Here is a 25,697-nt window from a genome sequence, read left to right as displayed (position 1 = left end):
CGCCAGACCGCCGCCAAATCAGGCACTTAGCCGGCTACGAGCGAGCTGGCCCGTTCTTTGCGTACAAGGCAACCCAGTCGAAGCAATGGCCAAATTCCAACCCTTTCTGGAGACAATCGATGAGCGAAGCAGACAACAGCGCGCCGAACGCAGGCGCTTTCAAACCAAAAAAATCCGTCGCCCTGTCGGGTGTCACCGCGGGCAACACCGCGCTGTGCACGGTGGGCAAGACCGGCAACGATCTGCACTATCGCGGCTATGACATTCTCGACATCGCCGAGGCGTGCGAATTCGAGGAAATCGCTTATCTGCTGGTCCACGGCAAGCTGCCGACCCAGGCCGAGCTGACCGCGTACAAGACGAAGCTGAAGTCGATGCGCGGCCTGCCCGCCAACGTGAAAGCCGCACTCGAATGGATTCCGGCCGCCGCGCATCCGATGGACGTGATGCGCACCGGCGTGTCGGTGCTCGGCACCGTGCTGCCGGAGAAAGACGATCACAACCTGCCCGGCGCGCGCGATATCGCCGACAAGCTGATGGCCTCGCTCGGCTCGATGCTGCTGTACTGGTATCACTACTCGCACAACGGCAAGCGCATCGAGGTCGAAACCGACGACGATTCGATCGGCGGTCATTTCCTGCATCTGCTGCACGGCGTCGAGCCGTCGAAGGCGTGGGTCGATGCGATGCACGTGTCGCTGAACCTGTACGCGGAGCACGAGTTCAACGCGTCGACGTTCACCGGCCGCGTGATCGCGGGTACGGGCTCGGACATGTACTCGGCGGTCACCGGCGCGATCGGCGCGCTGCGCGGCCCGAAACACGGCGGCGCCAATGAAGCCGCGTTCGAAATCCAGTCGCGTTACCAGACGCCTGACGAAGCCGAAGCCGACATCCGCCGCCGCGTCGAGAACAAGGAAGTCGTGATCGGCTTTGGCCATCCGGTGTACACGATCTCGGACCCACGCAACAAGATCATCAAGGAAGTCGCGAAGAGGCTGTCGAAGGAAGCGGGCAACACCAAGCTGTTCTCGATCGCCGAACGGCTCGAATCGGTGATGTGGGACGCAAAGAAGATGTTCCCGAACCTCGACTGGTTCAGCGCGGTGTCGTATCACATGATGGGCGTGCCGACCGCGATGTTCACGCCGCTGTTCGTGATCTCGCGTACGGCAGGATGGAGCGCGCACATCATCGAGCAGCGCGTCGACAACAAGATCATCCGTCCGAGCGCGAATTACACCGGTCCGGACGATCTGCCGTTCGTGCCGCTGGCGAAGCGCGTTTGACGCGAGCAGCGAGCTAAACTGCCTGCACTGTCCAACCGGCCGCGCGCGAGAAGCGCCGCCGGACGCCGCCGGCATCCTGTCCGGCGGCCGATAACCGTCCTGTCCCTACGCCATGAATACTGCCAACCGCAAACGCCTTCCGGGCACCAAGCTCAACTTCTTCGATACGCGTGCCGCGGTCGACGCAATCAAATCCGGCGCCTACGACAAGCTGCCGTACACGTCGCGCGTGCTCGCCGAAAACCTGGTGCGCCGCTGCGATCCGGTGACGCTGACCGCTTCGCTGAAACAGATCATCGAGCGCAAGCGCGAGCTCGATTTTCCGTGGTTCCCGGCGCGCGTCGTGTGCCACGACATTCTCGGCCAGACCGCGCTCGTCGATCTGGCGGGTCTGCGCGATGCGATCGCCGCGCAAGGCGGCGATCCGGCGCTCGTGAATCCGGTGGTGCCGACGCAACTGGTCGTCGATCACTCGCTGGCCGTTGAGTGCGGCGGTTTCGATCCGGACGCGTTCGCGAAGAATCGCGCGATCGAAGATCGCCGCAACGAAGACCGCTTCCATTTCATCAACTGGACCAAGCGCGCGTTCCGCAACGTCGACGTGATTCCGCCGGGCAACGGCATCCTGCATCAGATCAACCTCGAGCGCATGAGCCCGGTCGTGCAGGTGAAGGACGGTGTCGCGTTTCCTGACACGTTGGTCGGCACCGACTCGCATACGCCGATGGTCGATGCGCTCGGCGTGATCGCGATCGGCGTCGGCGGCCTCGAAGCGGAGAGCGTGATGCTCGGCCGCGCGTCGTACATGCGGCTGCCAGATATCGTCGGCGTGGAGCTGAGCGGCAAGCCGGGCGAGGGCATTACCGCAACCGACGTGGTTCTGTCGTTGACCGAGTTTTTGCGCAAAGAGAAGGTGGTCGGCGCGTACCTCGAGTTTTACGGCGAAGGCGCGGCGAATTTGACGCTGGGCGATCGCGCGACGATCGCGAACATGGCGCCCGAGTTCGGCGCGACCGCCGCGATGTTCTACATCGACGAGCAGACGATCCGCTATCTGAAGCTGACCGGCCGCGACGACGAGCTCGTCAAACTCGTGGAAACGTATGCGAAGCAAACCGGCTTGTGGGCCGATACGCTGAAGCACGCCGAATACGAGCGCGTGCTCAAGTTCGATCTGTCGAGCGTGGTGCGCACGCTCGCGGGGCCGTCGAATCCGCACCGCCGCTTGCCGGTGTCGGAGCTGGCCGCGCGCGGCGTCAGCGGCAAGGTCGAGAACGAGCCCGGTCTGATGCCGGACGGCGCGGTGATCATCGCCGCGATCACGAGCTGCACCAACACGAACAATCCGCGCAACATGATCGCGGCGGGCCTGGTCGCACGCAACGCGAATCGGCGCGGACTCGTTCGCAAGCCGTGGGTCAAGAGCTCGCTCGCACCCGGCTCGAAGGCGGTCACGCTGTATCTGGAAGAGGCAGGGCTCTTGCCTGAACTCGAACAGCTCGGCTTCGGCGTGGTCGCGTATGCGTGCACGTCGTGCAACGGCATGTCCGGTGCGTTGGACCCGGTGATCCAGAAGGAGGTGATCGAGCGCGATCTGTATGCGACCGCCGTGCTGTCGGGCAACCGCAACTTCGACGGCCGCATCCATCCGTACGCGAAGCAGGCTTTTCTCGCGTCGCCGCCGCTGGTCGTCGCCTATGCGATCGCGGGCACGATCCGCTTCGACATCGAGAAGGACGTGCTCGGCATCGATGCGGACGGTCATGCGGTCACGCTGAAAGATCTGTGGCCGTCGGATGCGGAGATCGATGCGATCGTCGCCGCGAGCGTGAAGCCCGAGCAATTCCGCAAAGTGTATGAACCGATGTTCGCGGTCTCCGCCGACACCGGCGCGAAGGCCGACCCGCTGTACGACTGGCGCGAAGAAAGCACCTATATTCGCCGTCCGCCGTACTGGGAAGGCGCGCTCGCCGGCGAGCGAACGCTGAAGGGTATGCGCGCGTTGGCCGTGCTCGGCGACAACATCACGACGGACCACCTGTCGCCGTCGAACGCGATTCTGCCCGACAGCGCGGCCGGCGAATACCTGACGAAAATGGGCCTGCCCGAAGAGGACTTCAATTCGTACGCGACGCACCGCGGCGATCACTTGACCGCGCAGCGCGCGACCTTCGCGAACCCGACGCTGAAGAACGAGATGGTGGTCGAGAACGGCCAGGTGAAGGCCGGTTCGCTCGCGCGTATCGAGCCCGAGGGCAAGGTCACGCGCATGTGGGAAGCGATCGAAACGTATATGGAGCGCAAGCAGCCGCTGATCGTGATCGCGGGCGCCGACTATGGCCAGGGTTCGTCGCGCGACTGGGCCGCGAAGGGCGTGCGGCTGGCCGGCACCGAAGCGATCGTCGCGGAAGGCTTCGAGCGGATTCACCGCACGAACCTCGTCGGCATGGGCGTGTTGCCGCTCGAATTCAAGCCCGGCGTGAATCGCCTGACGCTCGGCATCGACGGCACCGAAACGTTCGATGTGATCGGCGAGCGCAAGCCGCGCGCCGATCTGACGCTGGTGATTCATCGCCGCAACGGCGAGCGCGTCGAAGTGCTGGTGACGTGCCGGCTCGATACGGCCGAAGAGGGGTCGATCTACGAAGCCGGTGGCGTGCTGCAGCGTTTCGCGCAGGACTTTCTCGAGTCGACCAGAGCGGCGGCTTGACGGGTAGACGCGCGTTTTGCAGTGAACGTCGCAACAGACCAGGGCGATGCGGCTTGACGAGCCGCATCGCCCTTCATCAAAGAACATGTCACCTCAGGACACCTTCATGGCCCACCTTCCCCAGATCAAGATTCCGGCCACCTATATGCGCGGCGGCACCAGCAAGGGCGTGTTTTTCCGTCTGCAGGATCTGCCCGAGGCCGCGCAGCGACCGGGCGCCGCGCGCGACGCGCTGCTGATGCGCGTGATCGGCAGTCCCGATCCGTACGGCAAGCAGATCGACGGCATGGGCGGCGCTACGTCGAGCACCAGCAAGACCGTGATCGTTTCGCGCAGCAGCCGGCCCGATCACGACATCGACTATCTGTTCGGGCAGGTGTCGATCGACAAGGCGTTCGTCGACTGGAGCGGCAATTGCGGCAACCTGTCGGCCGCGGTGGGACCGTTCGCGATCAGCGCGGGCCTTGTCGATGCGGGCCGCGTGCCGCGTGACGGCGTCGCGATCGTGCGTATCTGGCAGGCCAATATCGGCAAGACGATCGTCGCGCACGTGCCGATGAGCGATGGCGCGGTGCAGGAAACCGGCGACTTCGAGCTCGACGGCGTGACCTTTCCGGCCGCCGAGGTGCCGCTCGAATTCATGGACCCGGCCGCCGACGAAGATGGCGCGGGCGGCGCGATGTTCCCGACCGGCAACCTCGTCGACGATCTGGAAGTGCCGGGCGTCGGCACGTTGAAGGCGACGATGATCAACGCGGGCATCCCGACGATCTTCGTCAACGCCGAGGCGATCGGCTACAAGGGCACCGAGTTGCAGGACGCGATCAATAGCGACGCGAAGGCGCTCGCGATGTTCGAGACGATTCGCGCGCATGGCGCGCTGCGCATGGGGCTAATCAAACATCTGGACGAGATCGCGACGCGGCAGCACACGCCGAAGGTCGCATTCGTCGCGAAGCCGGTCGATTACGTGGCGTCGAGCGGCAAGCCGGTGCGCGCGAGCGACGTCGACCTGTTGGTGCGCGCGATGTCGATGGGCAAGCTGCATCACGCGATGATGGGCACGGCGGCGGTCGCGATCGGCACCGCGGCGGCGATCGCGGGCACGCTCGTCAATCGGGCGGCGGGCGGCGGCGAGCGTGAGTCGGTGCGCTTCGGGCATCCGTCGGGCACGTTGCGCGTCGGCGCGCAGGCGAGTCTGCAGGACGGCGAGTGGGTCGTCACGAAGGCGATCATGAGCCGCAGCGCGCGCGTGTTGATGGAGGGGTGGGTCAGGGTACCGCAACAGGGCTGAGGCGGCGCTGATGTCGGTCAACGTCAGCGGCACGGAAGGCTAGGCGCAGCAGGCCGCAGCACTGATCGCGATCGCACCGGTCGACGCATTGCGCAACGCGGCCGATGCGAACCGACGCGTCGTCTACAATGGCCGCTCGAAACGGCCGCTGCCATAACCACGCCCGGCGGCCGACTTAGTCCCGACGCAGAGGAGCCACGATGCAGAAAAGGCTGGACGCCGACGCAACGAATTCCGGCGACGCGGCGCACGACATCGCGCGCGCGAGACGCGCGGTGCTCGTGATCGCGATTGCGCAATTGCTCGGTACATCGTTGTGGTTCAGCGCGAACGGCGCGATGCGCGATCTGCAGATCGCCTGGCAACTGAGCGCGTCTGACATCGGCTGGCTGACGAATGCGGTGCAGGCTGGCTTTATCGTCGGGACCTTGCTGTCGGCGACTACCGGACTCGCGGATCGCGTGTCGGCGAGCAAGGTGTTCGCCGTCTGCGGCGTGCTCGGCGCGACCTTGAATGCGCTGTTCGCGCTGTGCAGCAGCGGGCTCGCGTCGGCGCTCGTGTTCCGCTTCGGCGTTGGCGTCGCGCTCGCGGGCATCTACCCGCTCGGCATGAAGCTGCTCGTTACGTGGGACCCGCGCCGCGCCGCGCAGACGCTCGCGTTGCTCGTTGCGATGCTGACGCTCGGCACGGCCTCGGTGCATGCGATTCGTGCGTTGCTGTCGAGCGTGCCGTGGCAAACCGTGGTGCTCACTTCGTCGGGACTCGCGGTGATCGGCGCGCTGCTGGTGTTCGTGCTCGGCGAAGGGCCGCACGCGCGGCGCTCGGGCAACCGACGCTTCGGATTGTCGGCGGGCGTCGGGCAGGTCGTGCGCATCAGCGAGTTTCGCTCGGCCGCGCTCGGCTATTTCGGTCACATGTGGGAGTTGTACGCGTTCTGGACGCTGACACCGCTGCTCGTGCAGCGCGCGTTCGCGAGCGGGGAGCAGGCGACGCCGGGCACCGTCGCGTTGTGGTCGTTCCTGATCATCGCGATCGGCGCGCTCGGCTGCCTGTTCGGCGGCAGGCTCAGCCAGTCGGTCGGCAGCGCGCGCACCGCCGCGCTTGCGCTGACGACATCGGGCACGCTGTGCGCGATTTATCCGCTGACCACCGGGCTCGGCACCGCCGCGCAGCTCGGGTTACTACTCGTGTGGGGCATCAGCGTGATCGCCGATTCGCCGCAGTTTTCGGCGCTGTCCGTGAAGGCCTGTCCCGCCGACAAGATCGGCGGCGCGCTGACGCTGCAGAACAGCTTCGGCTTTTTCCTGTCCGCATGCTCGATCCTGTGGTCGACTAGCGTATTTCACGCGCTCGACGTGCGCGTCGCGTGGCTGCTGCTGCCAGGGCCGATCATCGGTCTGATCGCGATGACGCCGCTGTTGCGCAAGCAGCCACGCTGGTGATGCTTGCGCTGCGTTACTTGCCGCCATGCTTTTCCTGCCAGCGCCGCATGAACGCGATCTCGTCATGCTGCGCCTTGATGATGTTGCGCGCGAGCCGCTTGATCTCCGGGTCCTTGCCGTATTTCAACTCCGCCTGCGCCATCTCGATCGCGCCCTGGTGATGCGGGATCATGTGCGCAACGAAGTCCCGGTCGGCGTCGCCGGTGTATTCGGGGGCGCTCATGTCATGCATCATGCGCTCGTCGGCGGCCTTGAAGGCTTGCGTCGATGCGCCCGCGTCGGTATGCGCCGAATCCGGCATGTCCATGCCGGGCATGCCCTGATGTTGCGCGTGAGCGGGCAGTGCCGCCGCCGCGAATGCCAATCCGCCGAACACACAGAGAGCGCGCAACGCGCGAACGTTTTTCATATTGATTTTCCGTTGTTGAAGAGATGGCGACGTGATCCGCGCGATTCTAACGGTCACGTCGGACAGCGTGTCGCTTCCCACCGTGGTAAGGTCAAGCGAAGGCAAAGCAATGCACGCCTATAATGAAACGCGACCGGATGACCAATCCAGCATCATGGGCAGCATCACTCACTCAACGAGGCTGACAGCATGTACATCGCGATGAACCGCTTCAAGGTGGCGCCTGGCTCCGAGGACGCCTTCGAACATCTGTGGACCACGCGCGACACCCATCTGAAAGAGGTGCCGGGGTTCGTGGAATTTCATTTGCTGAAGGGACCGCGCAAGGACGATCACGTCCTCTATTCGAGCCATACGATCTGGCGCGACCATGGATCGTTCGAGGCATGGACGAAGTCCGACGCGTTTCGTGCCGCGCATCGCAGTGCCGGTAACGAAAACCGCGTGCTGTATCTCGGCCACCCGGAATTCGAAGGCTTCGAAGTCATCCAGACCGTCAAATAGCGCGGTGCTCGCGCGGCGCCTGCATGCCTGTTCGCATTCGCGCGGGCATGGCGCATGCACATCCGACGCGCATCGCGCGTTGACATCGAGCTGCTCACGGCAGCGCACCACTCACCAAGGATCGAAAACATGAAAGCCGTCAGAATCGGTTCGCCCGCCACAGTCGATAGCCTGCAAGTCGTCGATCTCGCCGATCCCGGTCAGCCCGAGGCCGGGCAGATTCGCGTGCGCATTCGCGCTAGTTCGTTGAACTACCACGACTACGGCGTCGTCTGCGGCAATCTGCCGGCCGAAGCGGGCCGCATCCCGATGGCCGATGGCGCGGGCGTCGTCGAAGCGGTCGGCGCAGGCGTGCGCGAATTCAAGGCAGGCGATCACGTCGTGTCTTGCTTCTTCCCACACTGGGAAAACGGTTCGCCCGCGATCGGCGATTTTTCGACCACCCCCGGCGACGGCGTCGACGGCTACGCGCGCGAAGTCGTCGTGCTGCCGAGCCACTACTTCACGCATGCACCGGCCGGCTACAGCCACGCCGAAGCGGCGACGCTGACCACGGCGGGGCTGACTGCGTGGCGCGCGCTGGTCGTCGATGGTCAGTTGAAGGCAGGCAGCAGCGTGCTCGTGCTCGGCACTGGCGGCGTGTCGATCTTCGGCTTGCAGATGGCGAAGGCGATGGGGGCGTCGGTGATCGCGACGTCGTCGTCGAATGCGAAGCTCGCGAAGCTGCGCGAACTGGGTGCCGACCATACGATCAACTATCGCGACAATCCCGAGTGGGGCAAAGAAGTGCGTCACATCACCAACGGGCGCGGCGTCGATCACGTGGTCGAGGTGGGTGGTCCCGGCACGCTGCCGCAGTCGATCACCGCATGCCGCATCGGCGGGCACATCGCGCTGATCGGCGTGCTGACCGGCCGCGCGGGCCAGGTGCCGACCGCGCATCTGATGGCGCGGCAACAGCGTCTGCAAGGGCTGATCGTCGGCAGCCGGCAGGATCAGATCGATATGGTGCGCGCGCTCGAGACCACTGGCATCAAGCCGGTGATCGACAGCACGTTCGCGCTGGACAAGCTCGCCGACGCGTTCCGGCACGAGGCATCGGGTGCGCACTTCGGCAAGATTTGTGTGGCGATCTGAGGATTCAACGCTCGCGCCCGGCCCGCATGACCCGCAGGATCGCTCTAGCTCAAATGCCCCTCGCGAGGTCCGCGAAACAGACACTCGTCGCCTCGCAGGCTTGCGTGAACGCTTCGTCGTAACTCGTGAAAAACACCGTGCGCGTCGTGCCGAGCGTTCTGAACAGCTCGGCGAGCACCGCGCGCGCCGACGCGTCGAGTCCGCCGGCCGGTTCGTCGGCGATCAGCACGCGGGTTTCGCCGAGCGCGGCCGCCGTCAGAAACACCTTTTTGCGGCTGCCATACGACATCTGCTCGAAACGTTTGTCCAGATGCGGCGCGAGGCCGAAGCGTTCGGCGAGCGCGAGCACGTCGTCGGTCAGCGCGGCGTGCCGCGCCGCCGCAACCTGCCGCAGATAATCGCGGCCGGTCTGATCGGGCCAGCTCATGCTGTCTTCCGGCACATACGTGAGCAGCGCTTGCGCGGCATGCGGCGCGGCGCGCAGCGAATGACCGCCGAGCCATACGTCGCCGCTGTCGGGTTCGAGCGCGCCGGCGAGGATGGCGAGCAACGTCGATTTGCCGCCGCCGGACTCATCGTTCAACGCGACGCAGCCGGACGTCGCGTCGAAGTGCAGTCCTTCGAACAGGACGCGGTCGCTATAGCGCTTGCTGAGGTTGTCGAATCGAAGCATGGGTTGGCGCGCAGAGGGCGATGTGAACGCGGCGCAGGTTCGCGCCACGCCTCGTGCATGCCGTGTGGGATCTCCGGCACGGCAATTTCGCGCCAGTGTAGCAGCGCGCGCCTGGTTTCTTCGCGCCGTTACGCAGACGTCGGCGTGTTCAGAAAGAACTCCACCATCCGATCACACACGCATTCGAACATCTGCGTGCCCGTCACGGTCGGGCAACCGCGCGCGCGTGCGGCTTCGATCAGCGGCGTAAGTGGCGGTTTCGTTACGACATCGCCGACAAAAGTCGTGGCCGGCAAGCGCGCGACGTCGATCGGCAACGAATCGCCCGCGCGCATGCCGAGCGGCGACGCGTTGACGACCACGTCATACGTACTCGGGTCGAGGTCGGCCGCCGCACCGCGCGCCGTGCCTCGGCCGAGCGCATTGAGCCGTGCGGTCAGCGAGCCGGTGCGTTCGACTTCGTTGTCGCGCACGTCGAGCGAGCCGACGCCGCGCTGAATCAGCGCATGGCCGATCGCCGAGCCCGCGCCGCCCGCGCCGACCAGCAGCGCGCGCTTGCCCTGTAGTTCGCAGCCCGCCGCGACGAGCGCCGCGACGAAGCCGGTGCCGTCGAACATGCCGCCATGCCAGCCGCCATCGGCGTTGCGGCGCAGCGTGTTGACCGCGCCAAGGAACGCGGCTTCTTCGGCGAGCGTCGCGCAATAGCTCGCCGCGCTGAATTTGTGCGGCACTGTGATGATCACGCCGTCGACGTTGCGCATCGGCGCGATGCCCGCGAAAAAAGCCGGCAGATCGGCGGGCGAGACGTGCGCGGGCACCACCAGCGCATCGCGGCCGGCCGACGCAACGCGGCGGTCACGCCGCACGGCGAGCGCACCTGCGCAATCGGATCGCCGACGATGAAATACACGCGCGTCGCGCCGCTCAGACCCGCGTCGAGCGACGCCGCGAACGAAGGGGTTTCAGCCTGCTGCATAGTCGAACCTCCTGAGTGCAGCGTAGGAAAGAACCGTCGATGCCGCGAACGGGTCCGCAGAGAACCGTCGCTCATCCGCCGGTATCGCCAGCCGATTCCGAAATCCTGACTTAATCGTGGCCTATTTTCGGATCATTTAGGTTCGTCTAAATTGCGTTTTTGTCAGTAATTGTGACTGATTTTAATTGGGGTGCGGTTAGATATAGACATTTAAAAACACGCGCCGCTTTTTACGCTGATAAACTGTGCGCGGAGCCAAGGCGGCGACGCCTTGCGCGCGCTTGCCGCGTCCCCTTCTGGCGTGTCGATGGCTGGATCGACGGGTACAAAAAGGCCTTTTCCGCGGATTTGACAGACGCGTACCGCTGGCATACTGCCTTCGGCTAACGCGGTTCACCGGGACGCACAGTCCTTCCGAATTGTCTTTTGAGCCTCGCCGTGTGGCGCTTCGCCCCAGCCGATTTTCCGCAGACTCCGCCTCCGATTTCGACAGGTAATTTTGACAGACAGCTTGATTAAGTAAGGGCTTGTTCAAGTCCGCATTTTGGAAATGACTCATGAAGCCGGGAAACAATTCGCTTGGTAAAAAGCGCGCACGCAAAATTGCGGTGGCGGCGGTGGCGGTGCTGATCGCGGTGTTGGTAGGTTGGGGCGTCTGGTATGTCCAGCATCGCGCCGAGCTGCAGGCGCCGGCGCTGACCGGTATCGCGAGCCAGATGCGTCACGATGCATCCGCGTGGACGCATGCGGAGAAGGATGCGTCGACGATGCTGCGCGACATTCACGACACCAACGTCGCGGCGATCGGGGTGAGTCCCAACGCGATTCTGGTATCGCTGCATGACGGCTCGAAGTACTTCGTCACCGATCACAACGCAACCTTCTCGCACGCTCTGCTGCTGGGCGAGCGCTCCGACGCCGCCGCGTATCAGCTCGTATGGCTGCCCGACGTCGACATCCACAGCGACGGCGCACGCTGGACCCAACTGTTCGAACAGTTCCGCGACGCGCTGAGCGTGCTGCTGCCGCTCGCCCTGATCGGCGGCATGGCGTGGTTCATGCGACGCGAGATGAAGGGCGGCGCGAAGCTGCTCAGCGAAACACCGACGCTGCGTTTCGACGACGTGATCGGCGCGAACGAAGCGAAGGCCGCGCTCGCCGACATTCGCGGTTACCTGTCCGATCCGAAGCAGTTCTCGTCGCTGGGCGTGCGCGCGCCTTGCGGCATCCTGATGGTCGGCGCGCCCGGCGTCGGCAAGACGCGGCTCGCTCAGGCGCTGGCCGGCGAATGCGGCGCGAACTTCATTTCGATCACGGGCAGCTATTTCAGTGCGAAGTACTACGGTGTCGGTATCCAGAAGGTGCGGCACCTGTTCGAACTCGCGCGCAAGAACGCGCCGACGGTCATCTTCATCGACGAAGCGGACGGTCTCGCGAAACGAACCGATACCGGCGGTGGTCCGGTCGAAGCCGAAAGCAACCGGATCATCAACCAGCTGCTCGCGGAGATGGACGGCTTCGAGTCGAACGAGGGCGTGATCGTCGTGGCCGCGACCAACCATCCCGACAATCTCGACGAAGCATTGCGCCGTCCCGGCCGTTTCGATCGCACGGTGCAGGTGCGTCTGCCGGATCGCGAAGACCGTGCCAAGATTTTCCGTTTCTACGCGCAGCGGCTGAAGTCGAAAGCGGCGGATATCGACTACGACCAGCTCGCGCGTTTGACGACTGGACTGTCGCCGGCCACCGTCGCGATGGTCGTGAATCAGGCGGGGCTGATCGCGCGCAAGGCGGGCGATAACGAAATCGCCGCGAAGCATTTCATGGAAGCGATCAAGATCGCGCGCATCGGCGACGTGAGCGGCGCCGAGCGCGCGCTCACCGACGACGAGCGCAAGCGCATCGCGGTGCATGAGGCGGGGCACGGTCTGGTCGCCGCGCTGCTTGACACCGGCGTGCTCGAGGAAGTGACCATCCTGCCGCGTGGCGGCGCGCTTGGCGTCGCGCTGATCACGAAGGCGCAGGACAAGCACCTGTACCGCGAAACGGAAATCCGCAACGAAATCCAGGTGCTGCTCGGCGGACGCAACGCGGAGATTCTGATGTTCTCTGAAGCATCGAGCGGCGCCGCGTCGGACTTGCAGGAGGCCTCGCGTATCAGCCTCGACATGGTGTCGAAGTTCGGCTTCAACAGCGACGGCGATCTGTTCAGTCTCGCGGCGCTGCCGTCGCAGTACGCGGGCCTGCAAATGAAGAGCGCAATCGAGCATGCGAACGTGCTGCTCAAGGAGCTCAACGAACTTTGCTACGGGCTACTGCACGCGTACGAGCCGGTACTGCGCGACATTTCGGACCAGTTGCTCGAGCACGAGACCGTACCCGGGGACACCGTTTATCGGCTCATCGCCGAGCACAAGAGCACGCTGAAGATCGTGCACGAGCCCGCGGCGGCTTGACGGGCCTGATGATGCGCTACGCGAAGTCCGACGATCCGGGTCGTTCGGCCGGTTCGGTCCCGTGGAGTGCGTCAGATGAGGGGCGGCCGGGAGGTGACGCCGAATGATAGCGTGAGGCGCGTAGCCGGATAGATCGGCGACCTGGTTCGATCTTTCAGGCTACGTCGGAAGCGACGTTCTCCGCCGCTTTCAATACCGATTCGCCACGCGTCTTCACTCGCAAAATCGGTGCCTCGATCAACCGCCACGACAGCACCGCAATGCCAAGCGAAATCGCAAACGACGCGACGATGCCAAGCATATGTGCCCACATCGGCACGCTGCCGCCGAACAACGCCTCGGCGTGACGGTTACGCGTCAGATCGGGGATCAGGTTGTGATACAGATAGAAGCCGTAACTGATACGCCCAAGACCGGCGAGCCAACGCGTCTGTAGCAGACCCATCACGGCAGCATTGCGGCAACACGCGATCGAAGCCACCAGCGCCGCGATACCGATCCCGTACGTTGCGCTGATCGCGGTAAACAGCAAGGGATCGTCGAGCATGTTCCACTTCGGCTCGGCCGCGCACAAACCGATCACGACCAGACTCAGCGCGAACAGCGTCAGGCCATGACCGAGCCAGGCACGTACGTGGCCGCGATCGTCCTCGATCACCAGACCACCGATGCCGCCCAACGCGAGCAACCATACATTGCTCAACGGGTGCGTATAGATCGTGATCTCATCCCAATGCGCGGCGCGCATCGCGAACAGCGCGGCAAGGCCTAGCGCCACGATCGCCCAACATGCCGCTCGATGTCGCCGCGTCGCGAGCAGCAGCAAAAGCGGCGCCACGACGAGATAGAACTGCTCCTCGATCGCGAGGCTCCACAAGTGCGAATAGCGGCCCGGCCAGTAGCGCAGCACCGAGCCGATCCAGAAGTTGGACAAATACGCGAAGTGAAACGGCATGCCGCTCGCCAGTTCCGGATTCGCGAGGCCGAATGCCATCAGCACGCACATCACGACGAGCATCAGGTAATAGATCGGAAAGATGCGCACCGTGCGACGAAACAGAAAGCGTCCGAGTTCGGTGCGGAAACGGCTGTCGCCCTCTTCGATGCGCGCGCGCCGCGACGACAGGATGCCGATGATCAGAAAGCCGCTCAGCGCAAAGAAGATCCACACGCCGAGATGCCCGATTTCGCCGATGTCGCCGAAGAGTCGATGCTGCAGAAACACCATCAGCACGGCGATCGCGCGCAATCCATCGAATCCGGCAATTCTGTTTTTCATAAACCTCTATTCGCAAAGCGGCGGAAAAGCACGAAAACATCGTACGGGGAAAAAATGCGAAAAAAATCGCAGCGCGCATTCGATGATTTATTTTCGAGGCTCGCGTCCATCCATGAAGACGGGTGTCCCTGTTTCGTGCATGAAAAGCCGCAAAACTTTCCGCGTGTTCGCTAAAGACGCGCCGAGTATTACCAGTCGCCAACGACTCCATTTCAGATAGCCGTTGTGAAAAGCGAACATTAGAGGCGGCTCGTCAGCGCCTTCGCCTGCGTCATAGGTGATGCATTGAACGATTGAGTCCTTTGTTGTTCGCACAGATCGGCACGCTGATGCTTGGCCATTCACGTTCTTGAGTGCCGCCAGCGCGCATTCTTCGAGAAGACGAATGGAAACCCCAAGCCGTGGCCGTGGACGATCGGTCGAAGTCGATTTCTTTCGCGGTGTCGTGCTGATCGTCATCGTGCTCGATCACATTCCCGGCAGCACGCTATCGCATCTGATGCTGCACGCGTACGCGTTGTGCGATTCGGCCGAGGTGTTCGTGTTTCTCGGCGGCTATGCATCGGCGGCGGCGTATACGGCGGTGCTTGCGCATCGCGGCGAACACGCGGCGCAGCTGCGCTTCGTCAAACGCTGCGGGGAGATCTATCGCGCGTATCTGTTGACGGCGATGCTGACGCTCGTGTCCGGCGCGATTCTCGCGCTGCTCGATCTGAACCGGCCGATGGTAGAAATGACCGGCTGGCCGCCGTTCGCGTTGCAGCCATGGCGTCAAGCATTCGATATCGCGCTGTTGCGCCGGCAACCGTATCTGTCCAGCGTGCTGCCGATGTACATGCTGTTCGCGCTATGCGTGCCCGTGATGGTGCCGCTCGCGCGCCGCTCCGCATCGCTCGCGCTCGCGGCGAGCGTCGCGGTGTGGGCCGTCGCGCGGCCGCTTGCCGCGTTATTTAGCATTGACGATGTCGCCGACTGGGCTTTTAATCCGTTTGCGTGGCAGCTGATGTTCGTGCTCGGTATGCTGTGCCGCGTGCAGCCGATCAGCGAACGTTTTCATGCGAGCTATGCCGCGCAGTGGCTCACGCGCGTCGCGGTGGTCGCGGTGCTTGGCTTCGCGATGGTCAAACTTTTCGTGCTGACGCAGCCATTGCCCGGCACGCACAAGCAGAATCTTTCAGTGGAACGTGTGATCAATTTCATCGTCATCGCGTGGCTCGCCGCCCAGTTCGTGCGGATGGGCAGTGTCGCGTGGCTAGCGAGGCGGCTGCCCGCCGTCGTGACGGTGGGGCGCACCGGACTCGTGTGCTTCGTCACCGGCACGCTGGTGTCGTTGATCATCGACACGGCGACACCGCACACGTTTCACGGTTTTCGCGCGGTGCTGGTCGGGCTCGGCGGCGACCTCGCGGCGATCGGCGCGCTGCTGATGATCGCGCGCGGCTGGAGCGGCTGGAAAGGGCAGCAGTCGGGCGCACAGGCGAATGGCGCGGGTTGCGGATGACACGAGGCGAGCGCCGCGGGCGCATCACGACCACGATGCGCACGACGCGCAAGCTCGTTGGACTTGCAACCGTGATGAGCGTCGTCGTGCTCGCGTGGCTCGCGATGCATCGCACGGCCGCGCATGCCAAAGAGACACCGTTCGCGATGCACTGCGCGGAGTTCGCGGGCGCGGTGCTGTCGCCCGAATTGATCGAGATGCCGACGGCCGGCGCGCTGATCGAAAGCGCGGCGATGATCGGCGCGACCGCGCCGGGCAATCAGCAAGGCGGCGAGTATTGCCGCATCACGGGCCGCATCAAGGCACTGAATCGGACGACACCCGACATCCGCTTCGATCTGAATCTGCCGCGTCGGTGGAATGGCCGTGCGTTGCAGATCGGCGGCGGCGGGTACAACGGCGTGGTTGTCAGCGGCACCGGCGTGATGCCGTTCTCGCCGGATCGCGCGCCGCTCGCGCAAGGCTACGCGACGTTCGGTGACGACTCGGGGCATGTCGGCGATTCGTCGCTCGCGGCGTTTGGTCTCGTCGATGAAGCGGTGACGAACTTCGGCTACGCGCATCTGAAGAAAACCCATGACGTCGCGCTCGCGTTGATCGCGCACGCGTACGGCAGGCCGCCGCAGCGCATGTATTTTGCCGGCGGCTCGACGGGGGGCCGCGAAGGCTACACGGTGATGCAGCGCTTCCCCGACGACTACGACGGCGTGATCGCCAATGCGCCCGCGCTGAATTTTTCCGGCGTGCGGCTGATCGGCGTGAAGCTCGGCCAGGCCGAGTACGGTACGCCGGGCGGCTTCGTGCCGCCGGCGCTGCTCGAACGCGTCTATCAACGCACGCTCGAGGTATGCGACCGGCTCGACGGCATGGCGGACGGCATCGTCAGCGACGTCGAAGCATGTCGCGCGCACGAAGCGCAAATTGTCGATTCGCTGCGTTGCGCGCTGCGCCCTTCATTTGACGATGCGTGTCTGACCGACGCGCAACTGGCCACCTTGCTGGCGATGCGCGACGGGCTGTCGCTGCCGTATCGGCTCGCGTGGGACGTGAGCGGCTATCGCGGCTACAACGTGTTCCAGGGCACGCAACTGACCGGCTCGCTCGGGCTCGCGCATCAGCCGCGGCGTCAACCGGTGCCGACGTTCTATGCGAACGGCTATCTGTTCGCGCAAGGCGACGGCTATCTGCGCTACTTCGTCGCGCGCGATGCGGACTTCGATTCGTTGACGTTCGATCCGCAACGCCCCGGCAAATATCGCGCGCAACTGATCGCGCTGTCGGGCACGATCGGCTCGATGAACCCCGACTTGTCGCGTTACATTGCGCACGGCGGCAAGCTGATCACGCTGCAGGGTCTCGCCGACGAAGTGATCAGCCCGAACCAGACGATCGCATATCACGACGCGCTAGTCGCGCGTTTCGGCAAGGACGAGGTCGATCGCTTCATGCGGCTGTACATGGTGCCGGGGTTTCAGCATGGCAACGGCGTGTTCATTCCATCGGTCGATCTGCTCGGCGCGCTCGACGCGTGGGTCACGCGCGGCGTCGCACCCGAAACGCTGATGGCCACAGATCTCGCCGCGGCGACGAATGGACGCTCGCGGCCGCTGTGCCGCTATCCCGGGTTTCCGCGCTACGTCGGCAGAGGCAATGAAAATCTGGCGAGTAGTTTTGTCTGTGCGCAGCCCTGAGGTCTGAGTCGTCGCAGCGCCTGTTTGACCGGCGAGCCGCGCAAGAAAACGGCGACGCGGCAACTCGATACCGCGTCGCCCGACGAAGCCCGACAGCAGTTACTGCCCGTTCTGCATGGTGCCGTTGTTCATGCCGTTGCCGGTTCCGCTGCGCATGCCGTTGTTCATGTTATTACCCATGCCGCCCGTCGAACCATTGGTCGCCGGGCTATTCGGGGTCGCGCCGGTGCCGGTGCCCATGCCGCCGCCGGTGCCGGTCACACCCGGCGAACCGTAGCCGGAGCCGGTGTTGCCCGGCGTGCGGACCGAGCCGGGGCCAACGCCCGGGGTGGCCGTACCCGCTGCGCCGCCGGTCGTGCCGCCACCGGCGCCGATGCCGTTGCCGGCCCCGCCACCGCCGCTCATGCCGCCGGCAGCACCGCCGCCCGCGCCTCCCGCACTACCGCCGGCACCGCCACCCGCACCGCCGCCCGCCTGCGCGTACACGCCGCCCGACAACGCTATCACGAGCGCGGAAGCAAAAATCGTCCTGGTCATGCGTTTCATGATTTACCTCCACGAAAAGGGTTGATGTGATGCAGGCGTCGCAAGGGGTGTGCCTTGGGGGGCTTTCACGTCGCTGAAACCCTCGGCGTGAATCTGTCGAACGTGATTGCAAGCCGCTTTCCGGGCGCGCACCGCAGCGCCTCGGCGTAAAAAGCCGTCGGCGCGCGTCATACGCGCCGGATCGCCGCGCCGAGCCTCGGTCTGCGCCCCGACACATCAGGGCCGAAATGTCTTGCGCCACAGGGAAATCGCGGCTGCACGCTTTCGCACTTTCCATTACATTGCGGATGCGGCGCGTTCCTTCGCGCCGTTTCCTGTCATTCAACAGCGGTGTCTGCCATCATCGAGTCCATGCAGCCAATCGTTTCGGTCACGAATCTGTCGAAAACCTATGCCAGCGGTTTTCAGGCACTGAAGAACATCAATCTGGCGATCCACCGTGGAGAAATCTTCGCGCTGCTCGGGCCGAATGGCGCGGGCAAGACCACGCTGATCAGCATCGTCTGCGGCATCGTCAACGCAAGCGAAGGCGGCGTGACGGTGGACGGCCACGACATCGGCTCCAACTATCGCGCGGTTCGCTCGCTGATCGGCCTCGTGCCGCAGGAGTTGACCACGGACGCGTTCGAAACCGTCTGGGCCACCGTGTCGTTCAGCCGCGGCCTGTTCGGCAAGCCGAAGAACCCCGCTTACATCGAGAAAGTGCTGCGCGACCTGTCGCTATGGGAGAAGCGCGACAACAAGATCATCACGCTGTCGGGCGGCATGAAGCGGCGCGTGTTGATCGCGAAGGCGCTGTCGCACGAGCCGCGCGTGCTGTTTCTCGACGAACCGACCGCCGGCGTCGACGTCGAGCTGCGGCGCGACATGTGGAAGCTCGTGCGCTCGCTCGCGGCGAGCGGCGTGACGATTATCCTGACCACGCATTACATCGACGAAGCCGAGGAGATGGCCGACCGCATCGGCGTGATCAACGCGGGCGAAATCATGCTGGTCGAAGAGAAGACCGAGCTGATGCGCAAGCTCGGCACGAAGCAGTTGACGCTGCAACTGGAGAGCCCCCTCGACACGGTGCCGGCTTCGCTCGCCGGCTACGGGCTCGCGGTCGCGAACGGCGGCAACGAACTGACCTACACCTATGAAGGCGAGGGCGGGCGCACCGACATCATCGCGCTGCTGAAATCGCTCGACGACGCCGGTATTCGCTTCAAGGACCTGCATACCACGCAGAGTTCGCTCGAAGACATTTTCGTCAGTCTGCTGCGGGGGAACCCATGAACATCTACGCAATGCGCGCGATCTACCAGTTCGAAATGGCGCGCACGTGGCGCACGCTGATGCAAAGCATCATCGCGCCGGTGATTTCCACGTCGCTGTACTTCGTCGTGTTCGGCTCGGCGATCGGCTCGCGTATCAAGGAAGTGGAGGGCATCAGCTACGGCGCGTTCATCGTACCGGGCCTGATCATGTTGTCGCTGCTGTCGCAAAGCGTCGCGAACGCGTCATTCGGGATTTACTTCCCGCGTTTCACGGGCACGATCTACGAGCTGCTGTCGGCGCCCGTATCGTATCTGGAGATCGTCGTCAGCTATGTGGGCGCGGCGGCCACCAAGTCGATCCTGCTCGGGCTTATCATTCTCGCGACCGCCGCGCTGTTCGTGCCGTTGCAGATCATACATCCATTCTGGATGGTGCTGTTTCTCGTGCTGACGGCGGTCACGTTCAGTCTGCTCGGCTTCATCATCGGCATCTGGGCCGACAGCTTCGAGAAACTGCAACTGGTGCCGCTCCTGATCGTCACGCCGCTCACGTTTCTCGGCGGCGCCTTCTATTCGGTGGACATGCTGCCGCCGTTCTGGCACGCCGTCACGCTGTTCAATCCGATCGTTTATCTGGTCAGCGGATTTCGCTGGAGTTTCTACGAGTTGGGCGACGTCGGCGTCGGCCTGAGTCTCGGCATGACACTGCTGTTCCTCGCGGTGTTCCTCGTGATCGTCGGCTGGATCTTCAGGACCGGCTATCGATTGAAAAGCTGATAAGACCGCGCGATTAGCAGAGGGCGCGACAGCGAAAAGCCGTCGCGCCCTCTTCATCGATACGCGGAGTCGCCGACTACGACAGATACGCCTGCGCGACATTGATCAACTGCACGCGGTTGCGCACGTTGAACAGCTGCCGCAAGCGCCGCAGATGATAGTCGACGTTATGCGGCGACAGCCCGAGGAAATACGCGATTTCCTTGTCGCGCTGCCCTTGCACGACCGCCTTCAGTACCGCGTGCTGCAGCTTGCTCAGCGCGATGCACTGCTGCTGCGCGGGCGCGATGCCGATCACGCTTTTCGCGTGCGTCCAGATGAACTCATGAATCGAGTGCGCGAACATCAGCGTTTCCGCGACGATCGATTCGGTCATCCAGCGCGGGTTGCCGATCTCCGAATTGAAGCACAGGCTCGCGCTCAGCTCCGGCTCCGGCAGCGGCATCTGCGTGAGAATCCCGCTCTTGCGGCCGGTCGCCTCCAGCATGTCGATCAGCGCGCCGAGCCGCTCGCTGCGCAGCTGCGCGCGCGGCAGATCGGCGCGCAGGTCGGCTGTATTCCACAGAAACGGCATGCCGGTCGGCGACGCGAGCGCGACGCGGGGGTCGAGCTCGAAATAGCGCTCGCGGAAATAGCGCGTGAGCCATGCCTGCGACTCGTAGCTCGTCAACACGAACATCGTCTTGTGATGCGAAGACGTGCGCGTGGCGGTATAGCTGAACGAGTCGAAGCCCAATTGCCTGATGCGCTGACGCACGAACTCCATGCGGTCCTGCGCGCTGCCGAACCGTCCGAGCGGACTGATCAGCGGCGCGGAACGCCGCGCCGCGGGCGACGGTGTGCCGATCTCTTCCTCGGTGAACAGAGTGAGAAAGCCATTGCGCACCGCACCATTCGCGGCGCGGGGAGACATCTTCACTGCTTCAGCCGCGTGGGCTGATTTCGCGGCGTGCCGCGCGCCGGCCGGGTAAGCCGGTTGGGCGGATGCCGCTCTCGGGTGTGCTGCCGACGCGTGCCCGGCTTCGCCTTGCGGCGAGCCGGTCAGCCATTGCGGCAGCGTATCGCATTCATGTTCCATGAAACGGTAGCTCCGGCGTTCTAGACGCGTGAAAGACGACAACCTCAATGATTAGCGATTTCGTGAAATGTCGGTAGCCGGTTCCTTGCTATCATTTTTGTGATCTTGCGCTGACAGTGGACCGGCAATACAGGTACGGCGGCGTTTCTCCTTCCATACGGCACCTCCTTCGAGGGGATGTGATGGCACGAATTCCCAAGCTCACGACGACGCTCGCCTACGACCGCTACATGGCCGGCCAGCGACTCGTGTCGAGCGTGGATCGCGAGTGGCGGCATTTGGTGCTGCGCTCGTATCTCGAGCCGGTGCGGCAAGACCTGCTCGAAGCGCCCGGTTTGCGCGACTTCACGCTGATGACGCTCGCGAGCGGCGCCGAGCATCTCGAACGCAACCTCGGCGGTGCTTGGGAAAGCGCCGATATGCGCGTGAACGACCTGTGGTTCGTGCCGCCCACACCGATCTCATGGCGCTGGCATTCGATCAGCGACGAGCCGTTGTCTACGTTGCACGTGCACATCGAGCGCGATTTGATCGACAGCGTCGCGCAACAGATGGGGCTCGACGCGTCGCGTGAACTGTCGCTCGGCGACGCGATGCGCTTCAACGATCCGCTGATCGCCGCGATGCTTGCCGCGCTGCATCGCGCCGCCCGCGATCCGGCCGATTCGCGTCTGTATGTCGATACGCTGGCTCACGCGCTCGCCGCGCACCTGCTGCAGCACTATTCGAGCGGCAACGCCGCGCGGCGCGGCGGCGCGACGCGGCCCGAACGGCTGGTGCCGCGCCGGATCCGCCGAGTGACCGACTACATCCGCACCAATCTCGCCGAAGATCTGGCGATCGCCGAACTGGCCGAGCAGGCCGGCCTAAGCAGTTTTCATTTTGCTCGGGTGTTTCGCCGCGAGACCGGTGAGACGCCGCATCAGTTCGTGACGCGCTTGCGGCTCGAGGAAGCGGCGAGGCTGCTGCGCGCCACGGATCGAACCGTGCTGCAAATCGCGCTCGAAGTTGGCTTCGAGAATGCCAGTCATTTCTCCGTGCAGTTCAAGCGTGGCTATGGTGCGACGCCGCTCGCCTACCGGCTGCGCGGTTGAGATGCACGCCGGCTGATGCTTGCCTGCGCACGTCGTAACGGCTCGCCTTTCTACAGTCGGAATCACGCACTCGCGCAGTGTGCTTTGCATTGCGCGGCTTGCAAACTACGAACTTTCGTGGCGGCGCGCGGTGCAAACTGGCATGGTGCGTAGCGCAAGGCTTCGCGGTTCGGCCGGCCGCCCGCGATCGGACGTGGTCTAACTGGACTGACCGCGGCGCCGACAACTGTATCTGTCGAAACCTTGCATCGGACGACAGAATCGAACCGCTTTTGAACCCCACATACCGGATAACGCGCCATGACCCGACTCAAGATGACCGCCTGCGGCCACGCCTTCATCGCCGAAACCCATCCCGATGCGCCGCAGACCGTGGCCGCGTTCCTGAAGCTGCTGCCGTACCGGCAGAAGCTGATCCATGTGCGCTGGAGCGGTGAGGGCTGCTGGGTGCCGCTCGGCGAATTCAAGCTCGAGAACGACGGCGTCGCGGTCGGCTTCGAGAATCACACGAGCCATCCATCGGTCGGCGACATCCTGTTCTATCCGGGCGGCTATAGCGAGACCGAGATCATCCTCGCATATGGCTCATGCTGCTTCGCGAGCAAGATGGGGCAACTCGCGGGCAATCATTTTCTGACGATCGTCGAAGGCAAGGAAAAACTGCGCGAGCTCGGCACGAAGGTGCTGTGGGAAGGCGCGCAGGAGGTGGTGTTCGAGAGGCTTTGAGCGGGCCGCATTTCCTTGCTGGGCATATGTGATGCTTGTTCGAAGAGCCGTCGGCGATCGGGCGCCAATCCGGCACCGATCACGCAGGTGACGTACTCGACACCGTCAGGCCCGCCCGGCGAGGAGGAGCAAATGCGAGGAATAAATGACAAGATCCGCGCTGTAGTTTTTGCCATGTCGATCGTGCTGCTCTCGGCTTGCGGCGGGGGCGGTGACAGCAGCGGCGGGTCGAGTAGCGGCGGCAGCACGGCGGCCGAGCCGCCTGGCGGCGTCAAGCTGCAGGTCGTGTCGTTCGGCGACAGCCTGTCGGACGTCGGGACTTATGCGCCGCTCGCGAGCGCGGTGGGAGGCGGGCGTTTCACGACCAATCCCGGCCAGGTGTGGGCCCAGCAGGTCGCGCAATACTACGGCGATACGCTCAGCGCCGCGTTCACGATCGATTTCACGCATAAGCTGACTGCGCAGAGCGGCTTCGGTTATGCGGAAGGGGGCTCGACGGTGGCGACGCCGGCGAACCAGTACGACTATCTGAGCGACGTCATCGGCGACATCGAAATGCCGGTCAATCAGCAACTGTCGAGCTATCTGAGCGCTCACGGCAGCTTCAACGCCAATCAGCTCGTGCTCGTGTGGGTGGGCGCGAACGATGTGCTCCGCGCCGGCAACCTGCCCGCCGCGGCGCCGATCGTGCAGGCGGCGGCCACGACGCTCGCCCAGCTCGTCGGGCAGATCGTGCAGAACGGCGGCGCGCACGTGGTGGTGATCAATCTGCCGAATATCGGGCTGTCGCCGAAGGGGCTCGCTTCGGCCGATGGTGGCGCGAACCTCACGCAGTTGTCGCAGCTTTTCAACGCTACGTTGAATACCGCGTTGCAAACCGATGGGCTGCAGTCGAAGGTGATCGAGGTCGATTCGTACACGTGGACGAATCAGGTCATCGGAAGCTTTCAGGCGAACGGTTTTACCGTGTCGAATACGGGGCAGGCCTGCGATCCGAAGAAAACGCCCGATGACACCGCGCTGCTATGTTCGCCGGCGACCTATGTGAGCGCCAATGCGGATCAGACTTACATGTTCGCCGATGATTTGCATCCGACGACGCATATGCATGCGTTATTTGCGCAGTTCGTCGAGCAGCAGATCGCGCATAGCGGGTTGGGGCGGTGAGGGAAGACTAAGGCGGGGCGCGCTATCGGCACCCCGCCCCTCAACCAGGCCGGGGTGCGCACCCCATCAGGTCATCACTTGAACAACTTCATCGCCTGCGTCAGCGTATTGATCACCCCCCAGGCAAGCGGAATCATCACATACACCCAGAACACCACGAGCATCACCTTGTTGGTCGGATGTACGGTTTGAACGGTCGACATACGGATCTCCTCACGCGCCCTTGGCGACTTGTGCATCGGTCATGTGGTGCTTCTCATCCACACGCTTGACCAGCAGGTTGCAGATAAAGCCGATTACGAGCAGCACGGCCATGATATGCACGGTCATCGTGTACGCGTCTGCTTTGGCGACACCGTTCGCGACTTCATAGGCGCGGATGTAATTGACGAGCACCGGACCCGCTACACCCGCCGCCGCCCACGCGGTCAGGAGCCGTCCATGAATGCCGCCGACGAACGCCGTACCGAACATGTCGGCGAGATAGGCCGGCACCGTCGCGAAGCCGCCGCCGTACATGGACAGGATGATGCAGTACGTCAGCACGAACAGCGCGATCTGTCCGTTCGCGGCAAAGCTGGGCACCAGGTAGTAGAGCACCGCGCCGAGCACGAAGAAGATGGCGTAGGTGTTCTTGCGACCGATCCAGTCCGATGCCGACGACCACACGAAACGTCCGCCCATGTTGAACAGCGAAAGCAATCCGACGAAGCCGGCCGCAGCCGACGCCGTCACGGTGTTCTTGAAGCTCTCCTGGATCATCACCGAGGCCTGGCCGAGAACGCCGATCCCGGCCGTCACGTTCAGGAACAGCACGAACCAGATCAGATAGAACTGCGGTGTTTTCAACGCCTGATCGATATGCACGTGGTTGCGCGAGATCAGCCGGTGCTGCGTGACTTCGGGCGGCGTCCAGCCGGCCGGCTTCCAGTCGGCGGGCGGCACACGGATCGCGAGCGCGCCGATCGTCATCGAGATGAAGTAGACGATGCCGAGCACGACGAAGGTCTCCGCGACGCCCACGCTCGTTGCGCTATGAAAGTGGTTCATCAGCGCGACCGACAACGGCGCCGCGATCATCGCGCCGCCACCGAAGCCCATGATCGCCATGCCTGTCGCCATGCCGCGGCGGTCCGGGAACCAGCGGATCAGCGTCGACACCGGCGACACATAACCGAGCCCCAGCCCGATCCCGCCGATCACGCCGTAACCGAGATATAGCAGCACGATCTGATGCAGATAGACGCCGAGCGCGGCCACCAGGAACCCGCCGCCGAAACAGCATGCTGCCGTGAACATGGTGCGGCGCGGACCGACGTGTTCGAGCCATTTGCCCGCGAATGCCGCCGACAAACCGAGGAACACGATCGCGAGCGAAAAGATCCAGCCGAGCGCGGTCAGCGACCAGTCATCGGGCGCGGACTGCGTGATGCCGATCACTTTGGTCAGTGGTCCGTTGAATACCGAGAACGCATAGGCCTGACCGATGCACAGATGCACGGCGAGCGCCGCGGGGGGCACCATCCAGCGCGAAAAGCCGGGCTGTGCGACGGTGGCCTGTTTGGAAAAAAATGGGGCTGAACCTCGTTGGCCGCCCGGCTCGCTGATGCTACTCATAAGTGGGTCTCCTTACAGTTGTTCTGTTTATCGGCGCTTCGTGCATTTACCTTGAGGCGGCGGAGTGTAACT

21 protein-coding genes and 1 pseudogene are annotated in these 25,697 nt (G+C 63.9%); 14 read left to right on the top strand and 8 right to left on the bottom strand.

Features of this window, described 5'->3' with window-relative positions:
- The first annotated feature begins 119 nt into the window (after positions 1–119).
- The 4 genes from prpC (at position 120) to OKW44_RS09190 (ending at position 6,735) form a co-directional block, all read left to right on the top strand.
- On the top strand, positions 120–1,289 hold the full coding sequence (gene prpC, locus OKW44_RS09205) for a bifunctional 2-methylcitrate synthase/citrate synthase (RefSeq protein WP_018424698.1): 1,170 nt from the start codon (positions 120–122) through the stop codon (positions 1,287–1,289).
- Positions 1,290–1,401: 112 nt separating this feature from the next.
- On the top strand, positions 1,402–3,999 hold the full coding sequence (acnD, locus tag OKW44_RS09200; RefSeq protein ID WP_018424699.1) for a Fe/S-dependent 2-methylisocitrate dehydratase AcnD: 2,598 nt from the start codon (positions 1,402–1,404) through the stop codon (positions 3,997–3,999).
- A gap of 106 nt (positions 4,000–4,105) precedes the next feature.
- Positions 4,106–5,293 (top strand): 2-methylaconitate cis-trans isomerase PrpF, encoded by a 1,188-nt coding sequence (gene prpF, locus OKW44_RS09195; RefSeq protein WP_018424700.1) that lies wholly within the window; start codon positions 4,106–4,108, stop codon positions 5,291–5,293.
- Between the two features lie 200 nt (positions 5,294–5,493).
- The gene (locus OKW44_RS09190) at positions 5,494–6,735 is read left to right on the top strand and encodes an MFS transporter (protein WP_018424701.1); all 1,242 of its coding nucleotides are present in this window, start codon (positions 5,494–5,496) and stop codon (positions 6,733–6,735) included.
- A 13-nt stretch (positions 6,736–6,748) separates the two neighbouring features.
- On the opposite strand, the gene copM is transcribed toward OKW44_RS09190, so the two are convergent.
- Positions 6,749–7,144, bottom strand: coding sequence for a CopM family metallochaperone (copM, locus tag OKW44_RS09185; protein WP_018424702.1), 396 nt, complete (start codon positions 7,142–7,144; stop codon positions 6,749–6,751).
- 189 nt (positions 7,145–7,333) lie between these two features.
- Here copM and hmuQ point away from each other — a divergent pair, with 189 nt between their 5' ends.
- Positions 7,334–7,648, top strand: a complete 315-nt coding sequence (gene hmuQ / locus OKW44_RS09180; protein ID WP_018424703.1) for a heme-degrading protein HmuQ — start codon at positions 7,334–7,336, stop codon at positions 7,646–7,648.
- A 129-nt stretch (positions 7,649–7,777) separates the two neighbouring features.
- Positions 7,778–8,785, top strand: a complete 1,008-nt coding sequence (locus OKW44_RS09175) for a zinc-dependent alcohol dehydrogenase family protein (protein WP_026226572.1) — start codon at positions 7,778–7,780, stop codon at positions 8,783–8,785.
- Between the two features lie 49 nt (positions 8,786–8,834).
- On the opposite strand, the gene OKW44_RS09170 is transcribed toward OKW44_RS09175, so the two are convergent.
- Entirely contained in the window at positions 8,835–9,458 is a 624-nt protein-coding gene (locus OKW44_RS09170; protein WP_018424705.1) for an ABC transporter ATP-binding protein, read from the bottom strand.
- 128 nt (positions 9,459–9,586) lie between these two features.
- Positions 9,587–10,434: pseudogene (locus OKW44_RS09165) on the bottom strand (shikimate dehydrogenase family protein).
- A gap of 557 nt (positions 10,435–10,991) precedes the next feature.
- Between OKW44_RS09165 and OKW44_RS09160 the strand changes: the two are divergent.
- Positions 10,992–12,890: an ATP-dependent metallopeptidase FtsH/Yme1/Tma family protein gene (locus tag OKW44_RS09160; RefSeq protein ID WP_018424706.1), complete on the top strand. Its 1,899-nt coding sequence runs from the start codon at positions 10,992–10,994 to the stop codon at positions 12,888–12,890.
- A 154-nt stretch (positions 12,891–13,044) separates the two neighbouring features.
- Here the strand turns inward: OKW44_RS09160 and OKW44_RS09155 are convergent, their stop codons facing one another.
- On the bottom strand, positions 13,045–14,169 hold the full coding sequence (locus tag OKW44_RS09155) for an acyltransferase family protein (RefSeq protein WP_018424707.1): 1,125 nt from the start codon (positions 14,167–14,169) through the stop codon (positions 13,045–13,047).
- Positions 14,170–14,554: 385 nt separating this feature from the next.
- Here OKW44_RS09155 and OKW44_RS09150 point away from each other — a divergent pair, with 385 nt between their 5' ends.
- A complete protein-coding gene (locus OKW44_RS09150; RefSeq protein ID WP_018424708.1) occupies positions 14,555–15,670 on the top strand; it encodes an OpgC domain-containing protein in 1,116 nt (371 codons plus the stop codon).
- Positions 15,667–17,361: a tannase/feruloyl esterase family alpha/beta hydrolase gene (locus OKW44_RS09145; RefSeq protein ID WP_018424709.1), complete on the top strand. Its 1,695-nt coding sequence runs from the start codon at positions 15,667–15,669 to the stop codon at positions 17,359–17,361. Before OKW44_RS09150 ends, OKW44_RS09145 begins: the two co-directional genes overlap by 4 nt.
- 99 nt (positions 17,362–17,460) lie before the next feature.
- Here OKW44_RS09145 and OKW44_RS09140 read toward each other — a convergent pair whose 3' ends face one another.
- The gene (locus OKW44_RS09140) at positions 17,461–17,907 is read right to left on the bottom strand and encodes a hypothetical protein (RefSeq protein ID WP_018424710.1); all 447 of its coding nucleotides are present in this window, start codon (positions 17,905–17,907) and stop codon (positions 17,461–17,463) included.
- A 351-nt stretch (positions 17,908–18,258) separates the two neighbouring features.
- On the opposite strand from OKW44_RS09140, the gene OKW44_RS09135 reads away from it, so the two are divergent.
- Positions 18,259–19,185, top strand: coding sequence for an ABC transporter ATP-binding protein (locus tag OKW44_RS09135; RefSeq protein WP_018424712.1), 927 nt, complete (start codon positions 18,259–18,261; stop codon positions 19,183–19,185).
- The gene (locus tag OKW44_RS09130; RefSeq protein ID WP_018424713.1) at positions 19,182–19,943 is read left to right on the top strand and encodes an ABC transporter permease; all 762 of its coding nucleotides are present in this window, start codon (positions 19,182–19,184) and stop codon (positions 19,941–19,943) included. The genes OKW44_RS09135 and OKW44_RS09130 overlap by 4 nt, the downstream gene beginning before the upstream one ends.
- Before the next feature lie 76 nt (positions 19,944–20,019).
- Here OKW44_RS09130 and OKW44_RS09125 read toward each other — a convergent pair whose 3' ends face one another.
- Positions 20,020–21,021, bottom strand: coding sequence for a helix-turn-helix transcriptional regulator (locus OKW44_RS09125; RefSeq protein ID WP_018424714.1), 1,002 nt, complete (start codon positions 21,019–21,021; stop codon positions 20,020–20,022).
- A 182-nt stretch (positions 21,022–21,203) separates the two neighbouring features.
- On the opposite strand from OKW44_RS09125, the gene OKW44_RS09120 reads away from it, so the two are divergent.
- The 3 genes from OKW44_RS09120 to OKW44_RS09110 all read left to right on the top strand — a co-directional run bounded on the left by OKW44_RS09120 (position 21,204) and on the right by OKW44_RS09110 (position 24,008).
- Positions 21,204–22,115, top strand: a complete 912-nt coding sequence (locus OKW44_RS09120; RefSeq protein WP_018424715.1) for an AraC family transcriptional regulator — start codon at positions 21,204–21,206, stop codon at positions 22,113–22,115.
- Between the two features lie 300 nt (positions 22,116–22,415).
- Positions 22,416–22,841 carry a DUF3830 family protein gene (locus OKW44_RS09115; RefSeq protein WP_018424716.1) on the top strand — a complete coding sequence of 142 codons (426 nt, stop codon included), beginning with the start codon at positions 22,416–22,418 and terminating at the stop codon, positions 22,839–22,841.
- Between the two features lie 132 nt (positions 22,842–22,973).
- Positions 22,974–24,008 (top strand): SGNH/GDSL hydrolase family protein, encoded by a 1,035-nt coding sequence (locus OKW44_RS09110; RefSeq protein ID WP_026226573.1) that lies wholly within the window; start codon positions 22,974–22,976, stop codon positions 24,006–24,008.
- Between the two features lie 74 nt (positions 24,009–24,082).
- Here OKW44_RS09110 and OKW44_RS09105 read toward each other — a convergent pair whose 3' ends face one another.
- A complete protein-coding gene (locus OKW44_RS09105; RefSeq protein WP_018424718.1) occupies positions 24,083–24,211 on the bottom strand; it encodes an MFS transporter small subunit in 129 nt (42 codons plus the stop codon).
- A gap of 10 nt (positions 24,212–24,221) precedes the next feature.
- On the bottom strand, positions 24,222–25,625 hold the full coding sequence (locus OKW44_RS09100) for an L-lactate MFS transporter (RefSeq protein WP_018424719.1): 1,404 nt from the start codon (positions 25,623–25,625) through the stop codon (positions 24,222–24,224).
- Positions 25,626–25,697: the final 72 nt, after the last annotated feature.

It is taken from the genome of Paraburkholderia lebeckiae, assembly GCF_050436325.1.
Classification (GTDB): Bacteria; Pseudomonadota; Gammaproteobacteria; order Burkholderiales; family Burkholderiaceae; genus Paraburkholderia; species Paraburkholderia tuberum.
This window is presented reverse-complemented; position numbering and strand designations above follow the sequence as displayed.

Coding starts and splice junctions, on each gene's coding strand:
- prpC (WP_018424698.1), top strand. CDS start 120: ATGAGCGAAGCAGACAACAGCGCGCCGAACGCAGGCGCTTTCAAACCA.
- acnD (WP_018424699.1), top strand. CDS start 1,402: ATGAATACTGCCAACCGCAAACGCCTTCCGGGCACCAAGCTCAACTTC.
- prpF (WP_018424700.1), top strand. CDS start 4,106: ATGGCCCACCTTCCCCAGATCAAGATTCCGGCCACCTATATGCGCGGC.
- OKW44_RS09190 (WP_018424701.1), top strand. CDS start 5,494: ATGCAGAAAAGGCTGGACGCCGACGCAACGAATTCCGGCGACGCGGCG.
- copM (WP_018424702.1), bottom strand. CDS start 7,144: ATGAAAAACGTTCGCGCGTTGCGCGCTCTCTGTGTGTTCGGCGGATTG.
- hmuQ (WP_018424703.1), top strand. CDS start 7,334: ATGTACATCGCGATGAACCGCTTCAAGGTGGCGCCTGGCTCCGAGGAC.
- OKW44_RS09175 (WP_026226572.1), top strand. CDS start 7,778: ATGAAAGCCGTCAGAATCGGTTCGCCCGCCACAGTCGATAGCCTGCAA.
- OKW44_RS09170 (WP_018424705.1), bottom strand. CDS start 9,458: ATGCTTCGATTCGACAACCTCAGCAAGCGCTATAGCGACCGCGTCCTG.
- OKW44_RS09160 (WP_018424706.1), top strand. CDS start 10,992: ATGAAGCCGGGAAACAATTCGCTTGGTAAAAAGCGCGCACGCAAAATT.
- OKW44_RS09155 (WP_018424707.1), bottom strand. CDS start 14,169: ATGAAAAACAGAATTGCCGGATTCGATGGATTGCGCGCGATCGCCGTG.
- OKW44_RS09150 (WP_018424708.1), top strand. CDS start 14,555: ATGGAAACCCCAAGCCGTGGCCGTGGACGATCGGTCGAAGTCGATTTC.
- OKW44_RS09145 (WP_018424709.1), top strand. CDS start 15,667: ATGACACGAGGCGAGCGCCGCGGGCGCATCACGACCACGATGCGCACG.
- OKW44_RS09140 (WP_018424710.1), bottom strand. CDS start 17,907: ATGAAACGCATGACCAGGACGATTTTTGCTTCCGCGCTCGTGATAGCG.
- OKW44_RS09135 (WP_018424712.1), top strand. CDS start 18,259: ATGCAGCCAATCGTTTCGGTCACGAATCTGTCGAAAACCTATGCCAGC.
- OKW44_RS09130 (WP_018424713.1), top strand. CDS start 19,182: ATGAACATCTACGCAATGCGCGCGATCTACCAGTTCGAAATGGCGCGC.
- OKW44_RS09125 (WP_018424714.1), bottom strand. CDS start 21,021: ATGGAACATGAATGCGATACGCTGCCGCAATGGCTGACCGGCTCGCCG.
- OKW44_RS09120 (WP_018424715.1), top strand. CDS start 21,204: ATGGCACGAATTCCCAAGCTCACGACGACGCTCGCCTACGACCGCTAC.
- OKW44_RS09115 (WP_018424716.1), top strand. CDS start 22,416: ATGACCCGACTCAAGATGACCGCCTGCGGCCACGCCTTCATCGCCGAA.
- OKW44_RS09110 (WP_026226573.1), top strand. CDS start 22,974: ATGCGAGGAATAAATGACAAGATCCGCGCTGTAGTTTTTGCCATGTCG.
- OKW44_RS09105 (WP_018424718.1), bottom strand. CDS start 24,211: ATGTCGACCGTTCAAACCGTACATCCGACCAACAAGGTGATGCTCGTG.
- OKW44_RS09100 (WP_018424719.1), bottom strand. CDS start 25,625: ATGAGTAGCATCAGCGAGCCGGGCGGCCAACGAGGTTCAGCCCCATTT.